Annotated in this window: 14 protein-coding genes and 1 other RNA gene; 9 read left to right on the top strand and 6 right to left on the bottom strand. The window is 71.4% G+C overall.

Annotation, left to right across the window (positions count from 1 at the left end; all coding sequences use genetic code 11):
- Positions 1-2 precede the first annotated feature (2 nt).
- From ESZ52_RS12910 to ESZ52_RS12900, 3 genes are all read right to left on the bottom strand, one after another.
- Positions 3-2,477 carry an ExeM/NucH family extracellular endonuclease gene (locus ESZ52_RS12910; RefSeq protein ID WP_131105285.1) on the bottom strand — a complete coding sequence of 825 codons (2,475 nt, stop codon included), beginning with the start codon at positions 2,475-2,477 and terminating at the stop codon, positions 3-5.
- 123 nt (positions 2,478-2,600) lie between these two features.
- Entirely contained in the window at positions 2,601-3,947 is a 1,347-nt protein-coding gene (locus tag ESZ52_RS12905) for a D-arabinono-1,4-lactone oxidase (RefSeq protein WP_131105284.1), read from the bottom strand.
- Complete coding sequence (locus tag ESZ52_RS12900) at positions 3,944-5,266, bottom strand: alanine racemase (protein ID WP_131105283.1); 1,323 nt, start codon at positions 5,264-5,266, stop codon at positions 3,944-3,946. The genes ESZ52_RS12905 and ESZ52_RS12900 overlap by 4 nt, the downstream gene beginning before the upstream one ends.
- Before the next feature lie 142 nt (positions 5,267-5,408).
- Here ESZ52_RS12900 and ftsE point away from each other — a divergent pair, with 142 nt between their 5' ends.
- The 4 genes from ftsE (at position 5,409) to smpB (ending at position 9,367) form a co-directional block, all read left to right on the top strand.
- Positions 5,409-6,104, top strand: a complete 696-nt coding sequence (ftsE, locus tag ESZ52_RS12895) for a cell division ATP-binding protein FtsE (protein ID WP_131105282.1) — start codon at positions 5,409-5,411, stop codon at positions 6,102-6,104.
- Positions 6,101-7,024 (top strand): permease-like cell division protein FtsX, encoded by a 924-nt coding sequence (ftsX, locus tag ESZ52_RS12890; protein WP_131105281.1) that lies wholly within the window; start codon positions 6,101-6,103, stop codon positions 7,022-7,024. Before ftsE ends, ftsX begins: the two co-directional genes overlap by 4 nt.
- Before the next feature lie 143 nt (positions 7,025-7,167).
- On the top strand, positions 7,168-8,796 hold the full coding sequence (locus ESZ52_RS19915) for a M23 family metallopeptidase (RefSeq protein ID WP_131105280.1): 1,629 nt from the start codon (positions 7,168-7,170) through the stop codon (positions 8,794-8,796).
- A 94-nt stretch (positions 8,797-8,890) separates the two neighbouring features.
- Positions 8,891-9,367, top strand: coding sequence for an SsrA-binding protein SmpB (gene smpB, locus ESZ52_RS12880; protein ID WP_131105279.1), 477 nt, complete (start codon positions 8,891-8,893; stop codon positions 9,365-9,367).
- On the opposite strand, the gene ESZ52_RS12875 is transcribed toward smpB, so the two are convergent.
- Entirely contained in the window at positions 9,351-9,842 is a 492-nt protein-coding gene (locus ESZ52_RS12875) for a hypothetical protein (protein WP_131105278.1), read from the bottom strand. The two genes, smpB and ESZ52_RS12875, sit on opposite strands and share 17 nt — an antisense overlap.
- A gap of 120 nt (positions 9,843-9,962) precedes the next feature.
- Here ESZ52_RS12875 and ssrA point away from each other — a divergent pair.
- The 3 genes from ssrA (at position 9,963) to mobF (ending at position 15,825) form a co-directional block, all read left to right on the top strand.
- Positions 9,963-10,329, top strand: a transfer-messenger RNA (tmRNA) gene (ssrA, locus tag ESZ52_RS12870).
- A 181-nt stretch (positions 10,330-10,510) separates the two neighbouring features.
- A complete protein-coding gene (locus ESZ52_RS12865) occupies positions 10,511-11,737 on the top strand; it encodes a tyrosine-type recombinase/integrase (RefSeq protein ID WP_131105277.1) in 1,227 nt (408 codons plus the stop codon).
- A 227-nt stretch (positions 11,738-11,964) separates the two neighbouring features.
- Positions 11,965-15,825, top strand: coding sequence for a MobF family relaxase (mobF, locus tag ESZ52_RS12860; RefSeq protein WP_131105276.1), 3,861 nt, complete (start codon positions 11,965-11,967; stop codon positions 15,823-15,825).
- Between the two features lie 319 nt (positions 15,826-16,144).
- On the opposite strand, the gene merA is transcribed toward mobF, so the two are convergent.
- Positions 16,145-17,548 carry a mercury(II) reductase gene (merA, locus tag ESZ52_RS12855; protein ID WP_131105275.1) on the bottom strand — a complete coding sequence of 468 codons (1,404 nt, stop codon included), beginning with the start codon at positions 17,546-17,548 and terminating at the stop codon, positions 16,145-16,147.
- A 104-nt stretch (positions 17,549-17,652) separates the two neighbouring features.
- On the opposite strand from merA, the gene ESZ52_RS12850 reads away from it, so the two are divergent.
- Positions 17,653-18,042 (top strand): heavy metal-responsive transcriptional regulator, encoded by a 390-nt coding sequence (locus ESZ52_RS12850; RefSeq protein WP_131105274.1) that lies wholly within the window; start codon positions 17,653-17,655, stop codon positions 18,040-18,042.
- Positions 18,043-18,159: 117 nt separating this feature from the next.
- Positions 18,160-18,600, top strand: coding sequence for a heavy metal-responsive transcriptional regulator (locus ESZ52_RS12845; RefSeq protein ID WP_131105273.1), 441 nt, complete (start codon positions 18,160-18,162; stop codon positions 18,598-18,600).
- Positions 18,601-18,634: 34 nt separating this feature from the next.
- Here the strand turns inward: ESZ52_RS12845 and ESZ52_RS19490 are convergent, their stop codons facing one another.
- Positions 18,635-18,991 carry a four-helix bundle copper-binding protein gene (locus tag ESZ52_RS19490; RefSeq protein ID WP_202865339.1) on the bottom strand — a complete coding sequence of 119 codons (357 nt, stop codon included), beginning with the start codon at positions 18,989-18,991 and terminating at the stop codon, positions 18,635-18,637.
- Positions 18,992-18,997 lie beyond the last annotated feature (6 nt).

Here is an 18,997-nt window from a genome sequence, read left to right as displayed (position 1 = left end):
GGTCAGCCCTTGACCTTGCCCTTCCCCTTGCCGCGCGGGCCAGTGTCCAGGCCCACCACGGTCGGGTCGTGGTCGGAGCTGGCGAACGGGTCGTCGGCGTGGAAGTCGACGACGTTGTAGTTGCGCCGGCTGTACTGGAAGGCGATCGACTCATCACCGTTGATGTACCAGACCGCGGCCCCGGTGACCAGGCGCATCGCCTTGTCGTTGGCGAAGATGTGGTCCAGGGAGCCCAGGCGCCCGGAGAACTGGTAGGTGGTGGAGTCCGGCTCGTACGCCTTGGCGGTGTTGGTGAAGCCGGCCGCCTCGATGATCTGGACGGGGGTCTCCCTGCTGTAGGCGTTGAAGTCGCCCATGAGGAAGACCGCCTCGCCGCAGAACTGGGAGTCCACCCACTCGGTCAGCGCCCGGGACTGGGCCTCGCGCGAGGGGTTGGCCAGGCCCTGGCCCGTGCCGTCGTCCTCGCCGGAGCCCTTGGACTTGAAGTGGTTGTTGATGGCCACGAACGGGTGGCCGGTCTGCCGGGCCTTGAACTTCTGCGACAGCGGGTAGCGCGCGTTGGCGAAGGCGTCGTCGAGCAGGATGCGCGAGGGGCCGAGCAGCTGCACGGTGCTCGGGTTGTAGATGAACCCGGTGCGGATGATGTCCTCGTTGGCCGGCACCTGCCCGACCGGCGAGGGCACGTAGGCCCACCGTGTGAAGCCGGCGGCCTCGTTGAGCGCCCCGACCAGGTCGGCCATCGCGACGTCGCGCGGCAGGTCCTTGTAGGACAGTGCCGAGTTGGCCTCGATCTCCTGCAGACCCAGCACGTCGGCGTCCATCTCGTTGATCGCCGCCACGATCTTGGCCTGCTGGTTTTCGAAGGCCGCCCGGCTCCAGGCGCCGCGCACCTCGCAGAAGTCGGTCGCCACCGGGTTGCCGTCCCGGTCGGCGTAGAAGGCGCAACCGGGTTCGTCCTCACCCAGGTCGGTGAAGTAGTTCAGCACGTTGAAGGCACCGATCTGGATGTTGCCGCCGACCTCGGGCACGGCATACTCCCGGTCGTTCTCGGAGACCACCGGGTCGAAGGGGCTGTCGGCGCCGACGACCTGGCCGGTGGGCTGGTAGTTCCACTGGAAGCGGTAGTCGAGGATGACCGGCTGCTCGAAGGTGACCTGGGAGCCCGTGCGGTGCGGCTCCTCCGCCGAGAGGTAGGGCAGCGGCGTGTCCTGGGCGGTGCTGTTGGTCAGGTAGTTCCAGGACGAGCCGTCGTCCAGGGTGATGTACCGGCGGAGGTTCTCGGCCTCATAGGCCTCCGCCTCAGCACCCGGCTCCACCACGTCGGTGGCGGTGTAGAGGGGCTCGTCACCGACCGCCAGACCGATCTGGCCGTACTGGTTCAGCGCGTAGTTGTTGGTGATGGTGTAGGTGCCCTGCGGGTGCACGAGCATCCCCTCGTACACCTCCTTCTCCGCGTCGGTGGCGGGCAGGGTGGCCACCGGGGTCGGCGTCACCGCGGCGCAGCCCTGCGCCGAGGAGGCGAAGACCTGGCTGAGCTGGGTCAGGCCGTTGTACTCCCCGGCCGTGCCCTCGACGTCGACGCAGTCGCCGATCTGGAGGTTCTCCGCGGCCCAGTCGGAGAAGACGAAGATGCCGTCCGAGGCGTCGCCAGGGACCTTGGCGGTGCCGCCGGTGCCCGGCGTCTGCAGGTAGACGCCGCGGAAGCCGCCCGTGGGGTAGGCGGCCGTCACCACGCCCTGCGTGATGACCTCCTGGCCGGCGTAGGGAGTCGTGCTGCCGGTGCCCTGGATCTCGGCGATCGTCACCGCGACCGGCTCCGGGTCGGGACCGGGGTCGGGGTCGCTGCCGTCACCACCACTGTTCTGGGGGGTCACCCGCTCGCTGAAGGTGAAGTCGGCGGCGTTGTCGTCGGTGTCGAGATGTCCGGTCCGGGTCAGCGAGCCTGGGCTGGAGTTGCTGCCCGGGTAGGGCGCGGCCGTCCCCTCGGGGCTGTTGGAGCCGCCGTACCCGAGCTTGTCGATGACCAGGTCCAGGTTGTCGGGGCTGGTCGCGGTAGTGGTCTCGGCCAGGAAGATCGTGCCCGTGGTGCCCGAAGGGTTGATGGTGCTGACCAGGTCCGGGGCGGGCAGCGCCTCGCCGTTGCCGGCGTTCCCCGGCAGCTGGATGAGGAAGTAGCCCTCTGCCGGGACCGTGCCGGACAGGGCGGTGACCCCGTTGGCGTTGCCGGTGCCGGTGGCGCTGCGGTACTGCAGCGAGGTGCCCGACAGGTCGACCGCCGCCTCCGTCGGGTTGTACAGCTCGACGAACTTGTGCGTGTAGGGCTGGTTGGCGGACCCGCCGCGCCCGTAGAACTCATGGACGATCAAGCCGTCACCGGCTGCCTGCGCCGTGGGTGCCAGGGTGATCAGACCGGTGGCCATGAGTGCACCGGTGGCGCCCAGCGCGAGGATGCGCCGCAGGCGGTGAAGTGGGTTCATCGCGGTCTTCTCCAGTCCAGGTGAAGGTGCCGGCACACCGGGCGGGGTGCGGCTGGGGACGAAAGCCAAACTACCGCGCGGGTCCGACACACGGGGCTGCTCGCGGACGCAGCAGCCCACAGTTCACCCGCCGCTGGCCTGCCCGTCACGCACGGCGCCGGGAAGCACCTGCTCCAGGTAGGCGTTGGCGAAGACCCGGCCGGGGTCCAGCCGCTCGCGGAGCGCCACGAAGTCACCCATGCGGGGCAGCAGGTCGGTCAGGGCCCGGTGGTCCAGGTCGTGCATCTTGCCCCAGTGCGGCCGGCCGTCGTGGGCCAGCGCGATGTCGCGCACCAGTCGGAAGTAGGGGCCCGGGTCCTCCCGGTGGTAGAGGTGCGCGGCCACATACCCGCTCTCGCGCCCGTAGGCGGTGGAGAGCCACCGGTCGTCCGCCGCGGTGGCACGGAACTCCAGCGGGAAGCTGGGCGTCCAGCCGCGGCGGCGCAGGGCCGCGTCGATCTCGCGCTGCACAGAGGTCAGCGCCGCCAGCGGGACCGCCCACTCCGTCTCGTGGAAGCGGACGGACCGGGACGTGGCGAAGACCCGGTCCGAGCGGTCGGTCACGCTGCGGTTGCCCACGGTCGCCGCACCGACCCGGTTCAGCAGGGGGACGACGCGGGGCAGACGGGCACCGACCCTGCACACCAGCTCGTACACCCGGTGGGCGAGCAGCTCGTCCTCCAGCACGCGGCGCCGCCGCGACAACGGCGCCCGTGGGGCGTCGGCAGGCAGCCGGGTGCCGGTCTTGGTCAGGGCCACGTCCGTACCCGGGAACCAGAAGAACTCCAGATGGTCCTCGAGCCGGCAGCGTTCGGCGAAGTCGTCCAGGACGTGCGCCAGGGGCTCGGGCCGCTCCACCAGGGCCAGCGTGAACGCGTCCGTGCACTGCAGCGTCAGCTCGGTGACGACGCCCAGCGCGCCGAGCGAGACGACTGCTCCGGCCAGGTCGGGGTCGTCCTCGCCGAAGGTCTGCACGACGCCGGTGCCGTCGACGAGGGTGAGGGCCACCACCTGGGTCGACAGGCCGCCGAAGGCCAGCCCGGTGCCGTGCGTCCCGGTCGACACGGCGCCGGAGACCGTCTGGCGGTCGATGTCGCCCAGGTTGGTCATGGCGAGCCCGAGCGGGTCGACGAGCGCGGGTATGGCGTGCAGCGGCGTCCCGGCGCGCAGGGTGACGCGTCGGGTCCCCGGGTCGGCGGAGACCAGCCCCGTGAGCCCGTCCAGCCGGACCTGGACGTCGGGTGCCTGCGCCACGGGGGAGAAGGAGTGACCCGACCCGACGGGCTTCACCCGCAGGTCCTGCGCCCGAGCTCGGTGCACGACGGTCACCACGTCGTCGACGGAGCGGGGGTGCTCCACGCGCACCGGGTCGGCGGTGACGGACCCCGACCAGTTGCTCCACGCCGGGCGTGCCCCGCGGCCGGGCCTCATCCGAAGGCCTTGCCCTCACCCCGGTAGGTCGGCACGGTCTCCTCCACCTCGGCCACGACCTCTCCGTCCTGGACCCGCGAGCGGACCAGCACCAGGGCGTTGGTGTGCTCGGCCAGCTCGCCGGCCTTCGCATGGCGCCACCAGGTGAGGTCGCCGACCGCCAGGTCGCGCGCCCCCTCGCCCCGCAGCGGGGTCTGCACCTCGCCCACCCCCTCGTGGCTGATCAGCTCGACCTCACGGGGCCAGGTCACGGTCGGGACCCGGTCCGGGCCCGGCGGGCCGGAGGCGATCCACCCTCCGCCGGCCACGGTGGCGATATCGGCGGCCGGACGGCGCACCACGGGCAGGGCGAAGGCCGCGGCGGGGGCAGGGGCGAAGGCGCGGTAGCGGTCGAAGAGCCCCGGCCCGAAAAGTCCAGAGCCGGCCGCGATCTCGGTCACCGACGGGTCGTCGCGGGTGAGGTGCACGGAGCCCGTGCCGCCCCCGTTGACCATCTCCAGGGGTGTGCCGGCCGCCTCCGCCACCTCGCTGACGGCGGCGACCATGGCGGCCCGCCGGTGCACCACGTCGACCCAGGAGTCGGCCTGCAGGCGACGCAGCACCAGCGTCCGGGCGTGCTCGACCAGGGCCCGCGGCCCGTGGCGGAGCCCCGGCGGGGTAGGGGGCAGCGCGTCACCCACGCCGGCGATCTGGGCCTCGTACCCCATGGCCCCGACCAGCCGGAACCCGGGCCGGTCCACCACCGTGCGGGCCAGCTCCTGCGCCTGCTCGGCGGCGGCGACCGGGGAGCGGTACACACCGACCCGTCCGGTGACCCGGCCGGCCCGGGGCGGCTCGTAGGCCAGGTCGAGGTCGATGGCGACCCGCACCTCGGGCCGTTCCCGAGCCGGACGGACCGCGTCAACGGCGTCCAGATGGTCGGTCGAGTCGATCATCAGCGTGACGCGAGCCAGCGCCAGGTCGTCGTCGAGCAGCTCGGCGATGGCGGTCTGGTCGGTGGTGGGATACCCCATGAGGACGTCCTCGCACCAACCGGCGGCCCAGACCGCCTCCGGGAGCGAGTAGGCCAGCAGGCCGGCATACCCGTGCAGGGCCAGGACCGCCTCCGCCACCGGACGACAGCGCACCGACTTGCTGGCCACCCGGATGGTCATCCCGCCCGCTCGCCGCACCAGGTCGGCGGCATTGCCCTCCAACGCGGTGAGGTCGACCGTGACCAGCGGGTAGCCGCGGCCGGTCACGGCGGCGGACAGTGCGGGCCAGTAGTGCGCCGGATCCATCCAGGGGGCCGGACCGTGGGGGCTGAGGTCGAGGTCCATGTCGCTGACCATAGTGCGCGGGATCGGCGAAGCCCGCTCGCGCCTTCCTTGACTCCGGCGCCTTCTGGGCTACCGTGTTCTCGTTGTCACAGCCGACACATACGTCCCAACGTCATCGGTAGTCACGGAGCCGTCCCCCCCCATGATCACCCTCGAACAGGTCAGCCTGCGCTATGCCAAAGGTGACCCCTGGGCGCTGCGCGAGGTCGACCTGGACGTGCTGCGGGGGGAGTTCTGCTTCGTCGTCGGCCAGTCCGGCTCGGGGAAGTCCAGCCTCCTGCGCCTGGTGATCCTGGAGCAGGAGCCGACCAGTGGGCGGGTGCTGGTGGCCGGGCACGACCTCGGGGCCCTGCCGCACCGCCGCGTGCACCTGCTGCGGCGCCAGATCGGCACCGTCTTCCAGGACTTCCGGCTGCTCTCGGGCAAGACCGTGCACCAGAACATCGCCTACGTGCTGCAGGTCCTGGGCGCCAGCCGGCACGAGATCCGCCGCCGTGTCCCCGAGACGCTCGCGCTCGTCGGGCTGGAGGACAAGGGCAGGCGGCTCCCGCACGAGCTGTCCGGCGGTGAGCAGCAGCGGGTTGCCATCGCGCGGGCGATGGTCAACAAGCCGCCGATCCTGCTCGCCGACGAGCCGACCGGCAACCTCGACCCGGACACCAGCCAGGAGATCGTGGCCATCCTGGAGCGGATCAACCGCACCGGTACCACCGTGCTCATGGCCACGCACGACACCACGATCGTCGACCAGTTCCGCAAGCGCGTGGTCCAGCTGCACGACGGCCGGGTCGTGCGCGACCAGGCCGAGGGCGGCTACCGGCAGGCGGTGGAGCCGTGAGGCCGGGCTTCCTGCTGGGTGAGGTCGGCAACGGTCTGCGCCGCAACGGAGCCATGTTCGTCTCCGTCGTGCTGGTCACCATGGTCTCCCTGTTCTTCCTCGGGGTGGGGCTGCTGGCTCAGCAGCAGGTCACCACCGCCCAGGGCTACTGGTACGACCGCGTGCAGGTCTCGATCTTCCTGTGCACCCCGGACTCCACCGACTCGGTCGGCTGCACGGAGGGCGGGGTGACGCAGGAGCAGCGCGACCAGCTCGAGGCCGACCTGGAGGGCCTGCGCCCGCTGGTCACCGAGTGGTTCTACGAGCCCAGCGAGGAGGCCTACGAACGCTTCCGGGAGCAGTTCCGCGGGTCCTCGGTGCTCGACTCGGTCCCGCCCGAGGCGATCCCTGCCTCCTTCCGGGTCAACCTGTCCGACCCCAACCGGTATGACGTGATCCGCGCCGCTTTCGAGCAGGCTCCGGGGGTAGACAGCGTGGAGGACCAGCGCGAGGTCGTGGACCAGCTGTTCACCTTCCTGCGGGTGCTCAGCGCCGGAGCCCTCGGCCTGGCCGCGGCGATGGTGCTGTGCGCGGTCCTGCTCATCTCCACCGCGATCCGGCTCACCGCCTGGACCCGTCGACGGGAGACCGGCATCCAGCGCATGGTCGGCGCCTCCGCCTTCAGCATCCACCTGCCGTTCGTCGTCGAGGCCGTCATCGCCACGCTGCTGGGGGCGGCGCTCGCCGTCGGTCTGCTGTGGGCCACGGTCCGGTTCGGCGTCAGCGGCTTCCTGTCCGACCTGCTCGCCGGGGAGAGCGGGCTGGTCAGCCTCATCGGCGAGCGCGAGGTCTGGCTCATCACCCCCGTCCTGGTCATCGGCGCACTGCTGCTGGCCGTCATCACCGCCTGGGCGGCGTTGCGTCGCCACGTGAGGGTCTAAACAAGGAGAAGTACGCCATGTCCAACCCGACGTCCAGCCGAAGGCCCAACCCGACGCCTCGTCCCACGCCCCACCCGACGCCCAACCCAGGCACGCACCGCCGACCCCGCCGCACGGCATGCTCGCGGACATCCTCGCGGGCCGTGGCGCTGGCCCTCGTCGGGGTGGTCGGGCTCGCCACCCCTGCCCTGGCCTCCGGGACCCTGGAGGAGATCCGGGAGCGTATGGAGCGAGTTGAGCGGGACCGCGACCGGACGGCCGAGGAGCGGGAGAGCAGCGAGGAGCGAGCGGCGGAGCTGGGGGAGGACCTGGAGCACACCAGCGCAGAGCTGGTCGCCGCGGACCAGCTGCTCCAGGAGACCACGGTCAAGGTGGAGGCCGCCCGGATCACCCTGCAGGAGGCCGAGCTGGACCTGGCCGACGCCGAGGCGGAGGCCGACCGGATCCAGACCCAGCTGGGGGTGGCGCGCGCCAGCGAGGCCTCGATCGAGGAGGCACTGGTCGCCAACGCCGACGAGCAGGCGGCCAGCCGGAGCACGGTGGGCGCGATCGCGCGGGAGAGCTACAAGCAGGGTGGGCTGGGGTCCCTGGCGGCCACCCTGGAGCTGCTCTCCGGCGAGGCGGACGCCGTCGACCAGATGGCGATGTCCCGGACCGTCCTGCGGGTCCAGGACCAGCAGATCCGCTCGTTGGCCACGCAGGAGGCCGAGCAGGTCGCCGAGCAGGACCGGCTGACGGGCGTGCGGCAGGACATCGCCTACCTGCTGGCCCGGGCGGAGGCCGTGGTCGTCGCCAAGGACCAGGCGAGGGCCGCGGCGGAGGCGGCGAAGGTCGAGCTGGAGTCGCTCGAGGCAGACCAGGCGCGGGCACGAGCCGAGCTGGAGACGCAGAAGACGATCGTGCTCGCCTCGCTGGAGGCCGAGCAGGAGGTGTCCGACGAGCTGGAGGCGGAGCTGGCCCGGCTGGCCCAGGACACGCACGGGCTCAAGCTGGAGGAGAAGGCTGAGCTGGAGCGGCTCGCGGCGGAGGAGGCCAAACGGCGGGCGGAGGAGGAGGCTCGTCGTCAGGCTGCCGAGGAGGCCGCGCGGCAGGCCGCCGCCGAGGAAGCGGCACGTCAGCGGGCTGCCGAGCGCGAGGCCGCCCGTCAGCGGGCTGCTGCCGAGGAGGCGCAGCGCAGGGCCGACGCGGAGGCCCAGGCGGAGGCCGAGCGTCGGGCGGCAGCGGCCGACGCAGAGGCGGAGGAGGCGCAGCGGCGAGCCGAGGAGCAGGCGCGCGAGGAGGAGGAGCGCCGTCGGGCGGAGGAGGAGGCTCGCGAGGAGGAGGAGCGTCAGGAGGACGACGACGTCCACGAGGCCTCGCTGCCGTCGCCCCCGCCCTCCTACCTCACCTACCCGGTCAACGCACCGATCTCCAGCGAGTTCGGGAACCGTCTGCACCCCGTGCTGGGCATCTGGCTGCTGCACGCCGGCATGGACTTCGCCGCGGGCTGTGGCATCCCGGTCGTGTCCGCCGCCGACGGCGTGGTGTTCACCAGCGGGTACAACGACCGCAGCGGGCACTACGTGATCGTGGACCACGGCGTGCACCGCGGGGTGAACCTCACCACCACCTACATGCACTTCCAGAGCGCGCCCGTCGTGGCCGCGGGCCAGGCGGTGGGGCAGGGGGAGGTGGTCGGCCACGTCGGGACCACCGGGTCCTCCACCGGCTGCCACCTGCACTTCGAGACCCGCGAGAACGGCACCCCCGTCAACCCCCGCGGTTGGCTCTGACCCGGGGCCACCCCACGCCACCCCGCGCACAGCTGCGCCGATCCCGGAAACTGTGGCGACGGCATACGCGGACCTCGCCTAGACTTGAGCGGCCATGCCCAAGGAGACCGGACGCCAGCTGATCGCCAGCAACAAGAAGGCCCGACACGAGTACCACATCGAGGACACCGTCGAGGCCGGCCTCGTGCTGACCGGGACCGAGGTGAAGTCGCTGCGTCAAGGGCGAGCGTCGCTGGTCGACGGCTACGCCACCAGCTACGGCGGCGAGCTGTACCTGGAGGGCGTGCACATCCCGCAGTACACCCAGGGCACGTGGACCAACCACTCCGCACGTCGGCGGCGCAAGCTGCTGCTGCACCGGCACGAGATCGACAAGCTGGTCGCCAAGGCGGAGCAGGCGGGGCACACGATCGTGCCGCTCTCGCTCTACTTCAAGGACGGCCGCGCCAAGGTCGAGATCGCCCTGGCCAAGGGCAAGAAGCTGCACGACAAGCGGCAGACGCTGCGCGAGCGGCAGGACCGCCGCGAGGCGGAGCGGGCGATGTCAGCCCACCTCAAGCACCACGGCTGAGGCGCTCCAGCACCACGCGGGGGCGGGCGAACAGCCAGATGCCGAGCAGCGAGAACGCCGCGGGCACCGCGTAGACGAGCAGGTTAACCGGGTGGCTGAGGAAGGCCAGCGCGATGCCCAGGAGGGCCGGGGCCTCGAGAACGGCGACCCGCACCATGACGGCGGCCTCCACGGTGGCCCCGTGCGGGCTGCCGGGCCCGCCACGGACGTCCCCGCCGTTACTCCGCGGGAGCCTCACTGGGAGCACCAGGACGAGGCCCCAGGCGCCGACCGTGGCCAAGGCCACGAGAGCGAGCATCCACAGGTCGGGCGTGACGAGCTCGCCCCCGATGACCGCCAGGACGACGCCCAACGCCACCAGCGCGGTCGCCATGGCGGCCACCATGATGTTCAGGCTCCTCAGCAGCGGCGCAGGGATGTCCTCCTGCCTCGGGTCGAAGCTGGCGGGGTAGCGGTCCGGCTGGAAGCTCGTCATGGCGGACACCCTGCCAGAGGCCGGGAATCTTCGTGGACTGCCCACCGTTGACGCAGTAGACTGACCAGTCCGGCCTCGCGGCCGGTTTCTTGACAACTGCACAGCGTGAGACACCCCCATGGGGGTGATCGGTTTCGACGTCATTCGGCACTTCAGGGGAAGCGGGTCGAGGATGCAAGGTCATCTCGTCAAACGCTCCTTGCGAAACCAATAGCTGCCAATTCCAAGCGCAGCGACTTCGCCCTCGCCGCCTGAGCGAGCGCAAGTCTGTCAGCCTGAGTTCGTCACCGGCTCAGATCCTGGCATCGACTAGGTGACTAGCTGCACGGTCATGTCGAGGGGCCGTGCGGGACTGCTACTCGACTGGGCCTGTCAGGGAACGTGTGCGCGCGAGCCCTGGGGCCGAGAAAATCCTGAGCGCACTGCACCCGGAGAAGCCCTGGTTTCCCGGTGACGGACGCGGGTTCAATTCCCGCCACCTCCACTTCCGTGTCTCACGCTGTGCCGGTTGTCGCACGTCAACCCCCAGAATTCCGCATAAGGACGCGGATCTGGGGGTTTCGTGCGTCTGGACACGGGTGGTCAGGAGTAGCCTCAAGATGGCAGGAAAACTGACACAGAACTGACACAGGGCTGACACACCCAGGCTCGACCCGGAGGCGGATGGCGTGAGCGCGAAGGACGCAGGGGCCCGGCTGCCTCGTGGCATCGCCCGGTTCAGGGGCCGCTACCGGGTCCGGATGGACCACCAGGGCACGACCCACTCGCTCGGGGTCTTCCAGACCATCACCGACGCCAAGGCAGCCCTGCACATCGCCAAGGCGGACGCCGCGCGAGGCACCTTCGTGCCGCCGGCGCAGCGGCGAGCGGAACGGCAGGCGGAGGCGGTGCGGGTCCAGACCGAGGCATTGACCCTGGGGGAGTGGGCGCAGACGTGGCTGGCCGCGCTCGAGGCCGACCCTCGCCGCTCCCCGGCCACGGTGGTCTCCTACCGCTCGGTGCTCAAGAACCATGTGCTCCCCGAGCTGGGGGACGTCAGGCTCGTGGAGCTGACGACTGAGCGTGTGGCCGAGCATCTAGCCACGCTGGCTCGCCGGCCCTCGCAGCGCCATCCCGGGGCTCGTGTCAACGGCGTCGCACCGAACACGGTGATCGTGCTGCGGTCCATGCTCAACGCCGCGGTGAAGGCGAAGGCCGGGGGACTGGAGCGGTTCGAGTTCCCGGCCGCGCCCAAGCACCGCCGGGTGCGCCCCGAGGACGAGCACGGGGACGTGGCGTCACCGGAGCAGGTGCGGGCCTTCACCGAGGCGATGCCGCCGCACCTGCAGATAGCCATCCCCCTGGCCGCCTGGTGCGCCCTGCGCATCGGGGAGCTGCTGGGGCTGCAACGCCGCGACCTGGAGCACCTGGACGACCCCCGACGGGCGGTGCTGCACGTTCGCCGGCAGTGGAACGTCAAGGCCAACGCTCTGACACCGCCCAAGGCGGACAGCGTCAGGTCGATCGCGCTCCCGGCGGCGCTGCTGCCCGCCCTGCGTGATCACCTCGACACCTACACCCCGGCCGGCCGCACGGCGCCGGTCCTCGCGGGTCTGCGCGGTGCCCGGGTCTCCCAGACCGCGCTCGACAAGGCGTGGCGAGCCGCCCGCGAGGCCGCGGGGAGGCCAAGCTTCCGCTTCCACAACTTGCGGCACACCGGTCTGAGCAAGTACGCCGAGCAGGGCGCCACCCTCGCCGAGCTGCTCCACCGCGGCGGGCACACGGACGTCACCGTCGCCCTGCGCTACCAGCACGCCACCGCCGAACGCGACCGAGCACTCACCGAGCGGCTCAGCCAGGACATCGCGACCGAGCCACGCCCTCCGACGGATCCCTCCGACACCGACGCCCCCTAGCAAGAGGCCCGACCCCGTCCTCCAGCACCAGGCACACGCCGATCCCGCTCCCGAAGACGACCCAGCCCCCACTTTCCGAAGTCCGCGCCACGTCGCCCTCCTCTCCGTCACCCGCGACTCGACGACCACCGCCCTGAGCAGCAAAAACCACGTCGTCAGGCACACCTCATGCACGCGGTGTCGTGTGTGAGACCCGGCGTGGTGGGTCCTGCGCCTCTGTAGGCGTGATGACGTTGCACAAGCTGTCCGCCGGGAGCGGGTATACGTACCTGACCAGTCAGGTTGCCCAGCACGACGCGACCGAGCGGCGACAGGTGGGACTGGCCGCGTACTACGAGGAGAAAGGCGAGTCTCCGGGCCGGTGGCTGGGCAGCGGGTTGGCCGGTGTGGACCTGGCCGCGGGGGAGGTGGTGACCGAGGAGCAGATGAAGCTGTTGTTCGGTCAGGGCCGTCATCCCCGCGCCGGGGAGCCCGGGGCCTCCGAGCGGCGCTGGGGTGCCCTGGGCCGGGCGTTCCCCACGTACGAGGCCACGACCCTGAAGCAGGTGATCGCTCGGGCCTTCACCGAGCACAACACCAGCCAAGGCTTGGCCTGGAACGTCCCGATCCCGGCGCAGGCGCGGGCAGCGATCCGCACACGGGTCGCCCGGGAGGCGTTCGAGCAACGGCACGGGCGGGCCCCGGTGGACGAGGCCGAGCTCACCCGGTTCGTTGCCAAGGCGTCCAAGCCGACACGGGTGCCGGTGGCGGGCTTCGACCTGACGTTCTCCCCGGTGAAGTCGGTCTCGGCGTTGTGGGCCCTGGCGCCGGTTGAGGTCGCGAGGCAGGTGGAGGCGGCGCACGCCGACGCGGTCCGGGCGACTGTGGCGCTGCTGGAGCGCGAGGTGGCGTTCACGCGGATGGGTCTGGGCGGCATCCGCCAGATACCCGTGGTCGGGTTGGTCGCGGCGGCGTTCGACCATCGTGACTCGCGGACCGGGGACCCGGACCTGCATACCCATGTGGTGGTCTCGAACAAGGTGCAGTTGCTGCCCGAGGACGGCAGCCGGTGGCTGTCGCTGGACGGGCGGATGCTATTCAAGGCGAACGTGATGGCTTCGGAGCACTACAACACCCACCTGGAGGCCGGACTGGTCGACCGACTCGGGGTCCGATTCGTCGACCGGCCCTCACCCGAGGGGAAACGGGCGGTGCGGGAGATCGACGGGATCGACCCGGCGCTGCTGATGGCGTGGTCGTCGCGGCGGCAGGCGATCCAGGCCCGGCAGCGCGAGCTCGCCTCAGCGTTCCTCGCAGACCACGGCCGCATGCCCACCGCCATCGAGGCGCTGGATCTGGCCCAGCGCGCGAACCTGGAGACCCGGCCGGACAAGCACGAACCTCGCTCGGAGGCCGAGCAGCGCCAGGCCTGGCACCAGCAGGCCACCGCCGTGCTCGCCCGTAGCGGTCTCAGCCCGGAGGCGATGGTCGCCGCCGCGCTGGGTACGCGGTGGGGACGCAACCGGGAGCGCACCAGAGACGCAGGCAGATACCCAGGCAGAGACGCGGCCGTCGTTGCAGGTCAGCGGGTGGGTACGCAGCAGGGGGTGTCTTGGGGACGGGGGCGGGAACACGGCCGTGGTGCCGGTGGGGGTGTGCGTCCTCAGGTGGTGGCTGCGCGGGTGCTGTCGGTGCTGGAGGGGTCGCGGGCGACGTGGCAGGTGTGGCACGTACGGGCCGAGACCTCCCGTCAACTCCGCACCGCGGGGGTGCCGCTGGCCCGGCTGGGCGAGTACGGGCGCGAGGTGGAACGGTGGGTCCTGGAGGGTTTCTCGGTCCCGGTCGGAGTGCCACCCGAGCTGGGTGAGCCGGGGGTGTTGCGCCGGGCGGACGGGCAGCCCGTCCACCGGGTGCACGGCAGCCAGGCCTACACCTCGCGCGCGATCCTGGCCGCGGAGGAGGAACTCCTGTCCCTCGCGCTGCGTCGGGACGGCCGCCAAGCCGACCCGGCCGTGGTTGAGAGCGTCCTGGCGGCCCAGAGGGTGGATGGTCCGGGGCTGGACCGGTCCCAGGTGGCGATGGTCCACGGCCTGGCCACCAGCGGGTGCCGGGTCCAGGTCGCCCTGGCCCCGGCCGGCGCCGGCAAGACCGCCGCCCTGCGGGTGCTGGCCCGCGCCTGGGAAGCCACTGGCGGGACCGTCCTGGGCCTGGCACCCACCGCGGTCGCTGCCGAGGAGCTGGCCCGAGCCACCGGCATCCCCGCAGACACCCTCGCGAAGTACCTCCACGAGACCACCGCGGCAGCTGCCTCGACGCAGGTGTCACCGTCCACCGCGGGCGCGGCCGGAGGTGTGGGGCCTCGGACGTTGGTGGTCATCGACGAGGCGGGCATGGCCGGCACCCGCGACCTGGCCGCCGTGATCCGGCAGGTCGTGGAGGTGGGTGGCAGTGTGCGGCTGGTGGGGGATGACCAGCAGCTGGCCGCCGTGGCCGCGGGCGGGATCCTGACCGACCTGGCCGAGCAGGGGTACGCGCACGGCACCACCGTCACCCTGACCGAGCTGCACCGGTTCACCGACCCCGAAGAAGGCGCCGCCACCCTCGCGGTCCGGGACGGGGACCCCGCGGGCTTGGAGCACTACCTGGAACGGGACCGGGTGCACGCCGGCGACGCCGGCACCATGACCGAGGCCGCGTACGCCGCCTGGAAAGCCGACCGACAGGCCGGCCGGTCCAGCCTGCTGCTGGCCGCCACCCGGGACACCGTGCGCGACCTGAACCACCGCGCCCGCCAGGACCGACTCCACACCACCGCCGGACAGCATCCCGGCCCGGAAGTGGTCCTGGCTGACGGGACCCGCGCCAGTGCCGGAGACCTGGTCATCACCCGCAGGAACGACCGGCGCCTACGGGACCGCGACGGGTCGTGGGTGAAGAACGGGGACCGGTGGCGCGTCCAGGCTGTCCACCCGGACGGCGCCGTCACCGTCGACCGTCAGGACCGGCGAGCCCGGTCCGGGCTGGGCCGGGTGCGGCTCCCGGCGGGGTACGTGGCCGAGCATGTCCAGCTGGGTTACGCGTCCACGATCCACGGCGCCCAGGGCGCCACCGTGGACACCACGCACACCGTCCTGACCGGCCCCGAGACCCGACAAGGCCTGTACGTCGCGCTCTCCCGCGGACGGGAGTCCAACCACCTCTACCTCGCCACGCCCACAACCTCCCTGGACTCCGTCGGCCCAGAGGTCCAAGAGCAGGTGGTCGAGCCGCGGGAGGTGCTCACCGGCATCCTGGCCCGGGACGGCCGCGCCCACTCGGCCACGACCGTCGAGCACGGCGACACCGCCGGACTGCTGCGGGAAGCGGTGCTGGCCTACCAGGACGCCCTGACCGTCCTGGCCCAGCACCACCTCGGATCTCAGCGGATGGCTGCTCTGGACGACGCGCTCGAACGGTGGCTGCCCGGCCTCACCCAGCAGGAGGCCTACCCGAACCTGCGCGGCCAGCTCGCCCTGCACTGGGTCGACGGCACCCCACCACAGACGGTCGTGCACGAGGCCACCTTGTACCGCGGCAAACACAGTCTCACCGAGGCCGACGACCCCGCCGCCGCCCTGTCCTGGCGGATCAGCGCGGTCGTCCCCCTGCTGCACAGGGGCGCGCCGCTGCCGTGGCTGCCCGGAATCCCACCCGCCCTACGACACGACCCAGACACCAACGCCTACCTCGACCGGCTCACCCACCGAGTCCAGCAGCTCACCCAGAACGTCGCCACCGAGGCACGCCAAGCAGGCGTATCCGCCCGGACACCCTGGCAACGGACCCTGCCGCCCGAAGTCGATGACACTCTGCTTGGCGACCTCGCCGTCTGGCGAGCCGCGCACGCCATCCCACCCACCGAGTCGAACCCGACCGGTCCTCCGGTCAAGGAACCCGAGGCCGCCAGGTACCAGGGTCGACTGGCTCGCCGACTCACCGCAGACTCGTCGTCATCGCCCAGGCCCACAGCGGACGCACCGAGCCGCAGGGTTCGAGTAGCCCAGCGACAAGAAGAGCAGGATCGGTACCAAGCACCCCCTTCGCCGGGCCTGTCCGGGCCGGCGCGGTGACGAATAATCAGCCGACCCCACGGTTGAGCAGCGCTCGTAGACCGCAGGACGTCGCGCTGCAGAAGGCCCATGCGGAGGTGCGTGACAGACCGGATCCGCCGAATTGAGGGCGGTCGGCCTGCTGCATACCCGTTACGAGGTTCGCATCAGCATGCGGAAGTATCTGCGCGGCCTTGGAGCGACCGCTCCTGTCTCCACTGTGACCAACAGCAAGGTGTGCCCGACGCAGCACAGCAGCACGGCTGCACCAGCACCGAGGGCCCGGCGTCCGCCGCGCTCGGGCCGCGCCTCGGGTCGGGGTCGGTGGATGCGAGGGGTCTCAGGCACAGCAGGACGTCGGCATCTGGTTGCGGAAGAGGCCGGCGACGATGCGCAGGCTCTCGGCCATGGTCAGGTACGGCGCCCAGGTGTCAGCCAGCTCGTCAACGGTCATGCCGGCCTTGATGGCGTAGGTGGCCGCCAGCATGATCTCCCCGGCGCCGTCGGCTAGGGCGTGCACGCCCAGGACCTTGCCGGTAGTGGCGTCAGCGACGAGCTTGACCGCGCCCCTGGTGTCGTGCTGGACCAGCGCCCGGGGAACGTCGGCCAAGTCTAGGACCCGGCAGTCGCACGCGTGGCCGCGGGCGAGGGCCTCTTGCTCGGTCAGCCCCGCCGAGGCCAGCTGGGGCCGGGTGAACACGACGGCAGGCAAGCCGGTGTAGTCCACGCGTGCTGGCGTGGCCCCGTCGTCGTCGGCCAGGGCGTTGAGCGCGGCGGCCCGACCGCCGGCGGCTGCGACGTAGACGTACTGGGCGGCCCCCGAGACGTCACCGGCGGCGTAGATGCGCGGGTTGCTGGTGCGCTGGGTCTCGTCGACCACGACGAAGCCCCGCTTGTCCACGTCCACCGCGGCAGCGGCCAGGTCGAGACCGTCGGTGCGCGCGACGCGCCCGGTGGCCAACAACAGCCGTGCTCCGCGGACCTGCGCGCCTGATGCGGCGCTCACCACGACTTCCTGTCCTGAAGGGCCGACGTCGGTGGCCACCGCGGTGGCGTGCTCCTCGACCACGGTGATGCCGTCGTCGGCGAAGATCTCCCGAAGGCCCTGGGCGAGCTCCGGCTCGGCGTGGGGCGCCAGGCGACCGACCAGCGACACCCGGGCGCCGAGGTGGGCGAACAGCTGGGCTTGCTCCATCCCGACGTAGCCGCCACCGATGACGACCAGGGACTCGGGCAGCTCGAGCAACTCCATCGCCGTGGTGGACGTGAGCCAGTCCACATAGTCCAGGCCCGTCACGTCCGGGACGGCGGGGGTGGAGCCGGTGGCGATCAGGTAGGCCCGGGCCCGCAGTGCCTGGCCGTCGACGGCCAGGGTGTCCTTGTCTAGAAAGGTGGCCTGGCCCGGGCGGACCTCGAAGCCGTAGGCGGCGGCCACGTCGGCGTACTTCGTCTCGCGCAGGCGCTCGATCAGCGCGTCCTTCTGGGCGACCAGGGCGCCCAGATCCACCGGCCTGGCGGAGGTTGGAGCGCCTGCGAAGGGGTTGGTGAGTGCGGCGTGCCGCGCTCCGGCGGCTGCCAGGAGCGTCTTGGACGGCACACAGCCGATGTTCACGCAGGTGCCGCCGAGGACGCCGCGCTCGATCAGCACCACGCTCTTGCCGGCCTGGCTGGCCGCGATGGCCGCCGACATGGCCGCGCCTCCTGAGCCGGTGACGGCCAGATCGACGTCGTAGTTCTCACCCATCTCACACCATCCTTCGCGTTGCGCGTCTCCAGAGGCCACAATGGACCTTCCAGTACAGGGGAAGGTCAAGGTGAACATCGAAAAGGATCGAGCAAAGGGTCGCCGTGCGGATCGGTGAGCTGGCCGAGGCCAGCGGCACCACGACCAAGACGCTGAGGTTCTACGAAGAAGCCGGGCTCCTGCCCGCGCCCGAGCGCACCGCCAGCGGATACCGGGACTACGCCCCGGAGACCCTGGCGCGCCTGGACTTCATCCGCCGCAGCCGCACTGCTGGGCTCACTCTGGCCCAGATCCGCGACGTCCTCGACATCCGCGACGCCGGGGTCCCGCCCTGCCAGCACGTGCAAGACCTGCTCGATGCCCACCTGGGCGACCTGGACCGCCAGATCGCCGACCTGCAGGCACTGCGGCACACAGTCGCCCGCCTCCGCGACGATGCCGCCACGGTCGACCCCACACACTGCGACGCCACGACCGTCTGCCGCTACCTGTGACCCCCACGGGCGGTGCGGGTGCCAGCACCGAGAACGTTCCGCATGTGGGCCGGTCCGACTCATGCCGACGGGGACCACCCTTCCCGCTGGCTGTAAGGTTGTGGTCGGGAGGTTGGGATGAGGATTGGTGAGCTGGCTGGCCGGTTGGGCGTGAACCCGAAGACGATCCGGTACTACGAGTCGATCGGGCTGCTGCCCGACCCGGGGCGCACCCCTTCGGGTTACCGCGTCTACGACGAGGACGCCGTCGACCGGTTGCGGTTCATCCGCACCGCCCAGCGGCTCGGGGTCACCCTCGATGAGGTCAAAGAGATCCTCGGGTTCCGGGAGCGGGGCGAGGTGCCCTGCACCTACGTCCGCGGGGTGCTCGACGCGCAGGTGAGCACCATCGACCGGCGCATCACCGAGCTACAGGACCTGCGCGGCCAACTCGTGGAGCTCGCCGCCGAGGCGGACAACCTACCGCCGGCGGACGCGGGGACCACCTGCCAGCTCATTGAGCATGTGCGGCAGAAGGTGGAGGCGAAAGTGGAGGCGCCGGTGCAGTGCCAACCCTGAGCTGAGGCTGCACCGGCCGCCCGGGGCGAGCGGGTCAGGTGGCGGGACCAGCTATCTGACGGCAGGCTGCGGCGGTCTTGCGGCCCGCTTCGGCGCACTGGCTGCCGCGGGCGAGCAGCGGGATGAACGCCTGACACAGCGTCGCGCAGTCCAGGCACAGGGTGATGCAGCCGGCGAGGTCGGCGTTGCCCTGGCTGGCGCAGTCGTTCGCGCACGCCTCGCGCTTGGCGACGCAGTGGGCGAGGACGTTGATCAGCTGCTCGGTGCGGTTGTCGACGAGAGGAATTGTCCGGTCCTTCCGGTCGGCCCCTGAGGGCGCGGGGAGACGGTCGATACACCCACCCTGGGCCTTCCTGCGCCTGGAAGGTCGACAGCGGCGGCGTGTCCGCACAGGAGG

Source organism: Ornithinimicrobium sufpigmenti (assembly GCF_004322775.1).
Classification (GTDB): domain Bacteria; phylum Actinomycetota; class Actinomycetes; order Actinomycetales; family Dermatophilaceae; genus Ornithinicoccus; species Ornithinicoccus sufpigmenti.
Note: the sequence above shows the minus strand (reverse complement) of the source record. Positions and strands in the feature narration are given on the sequence as shown.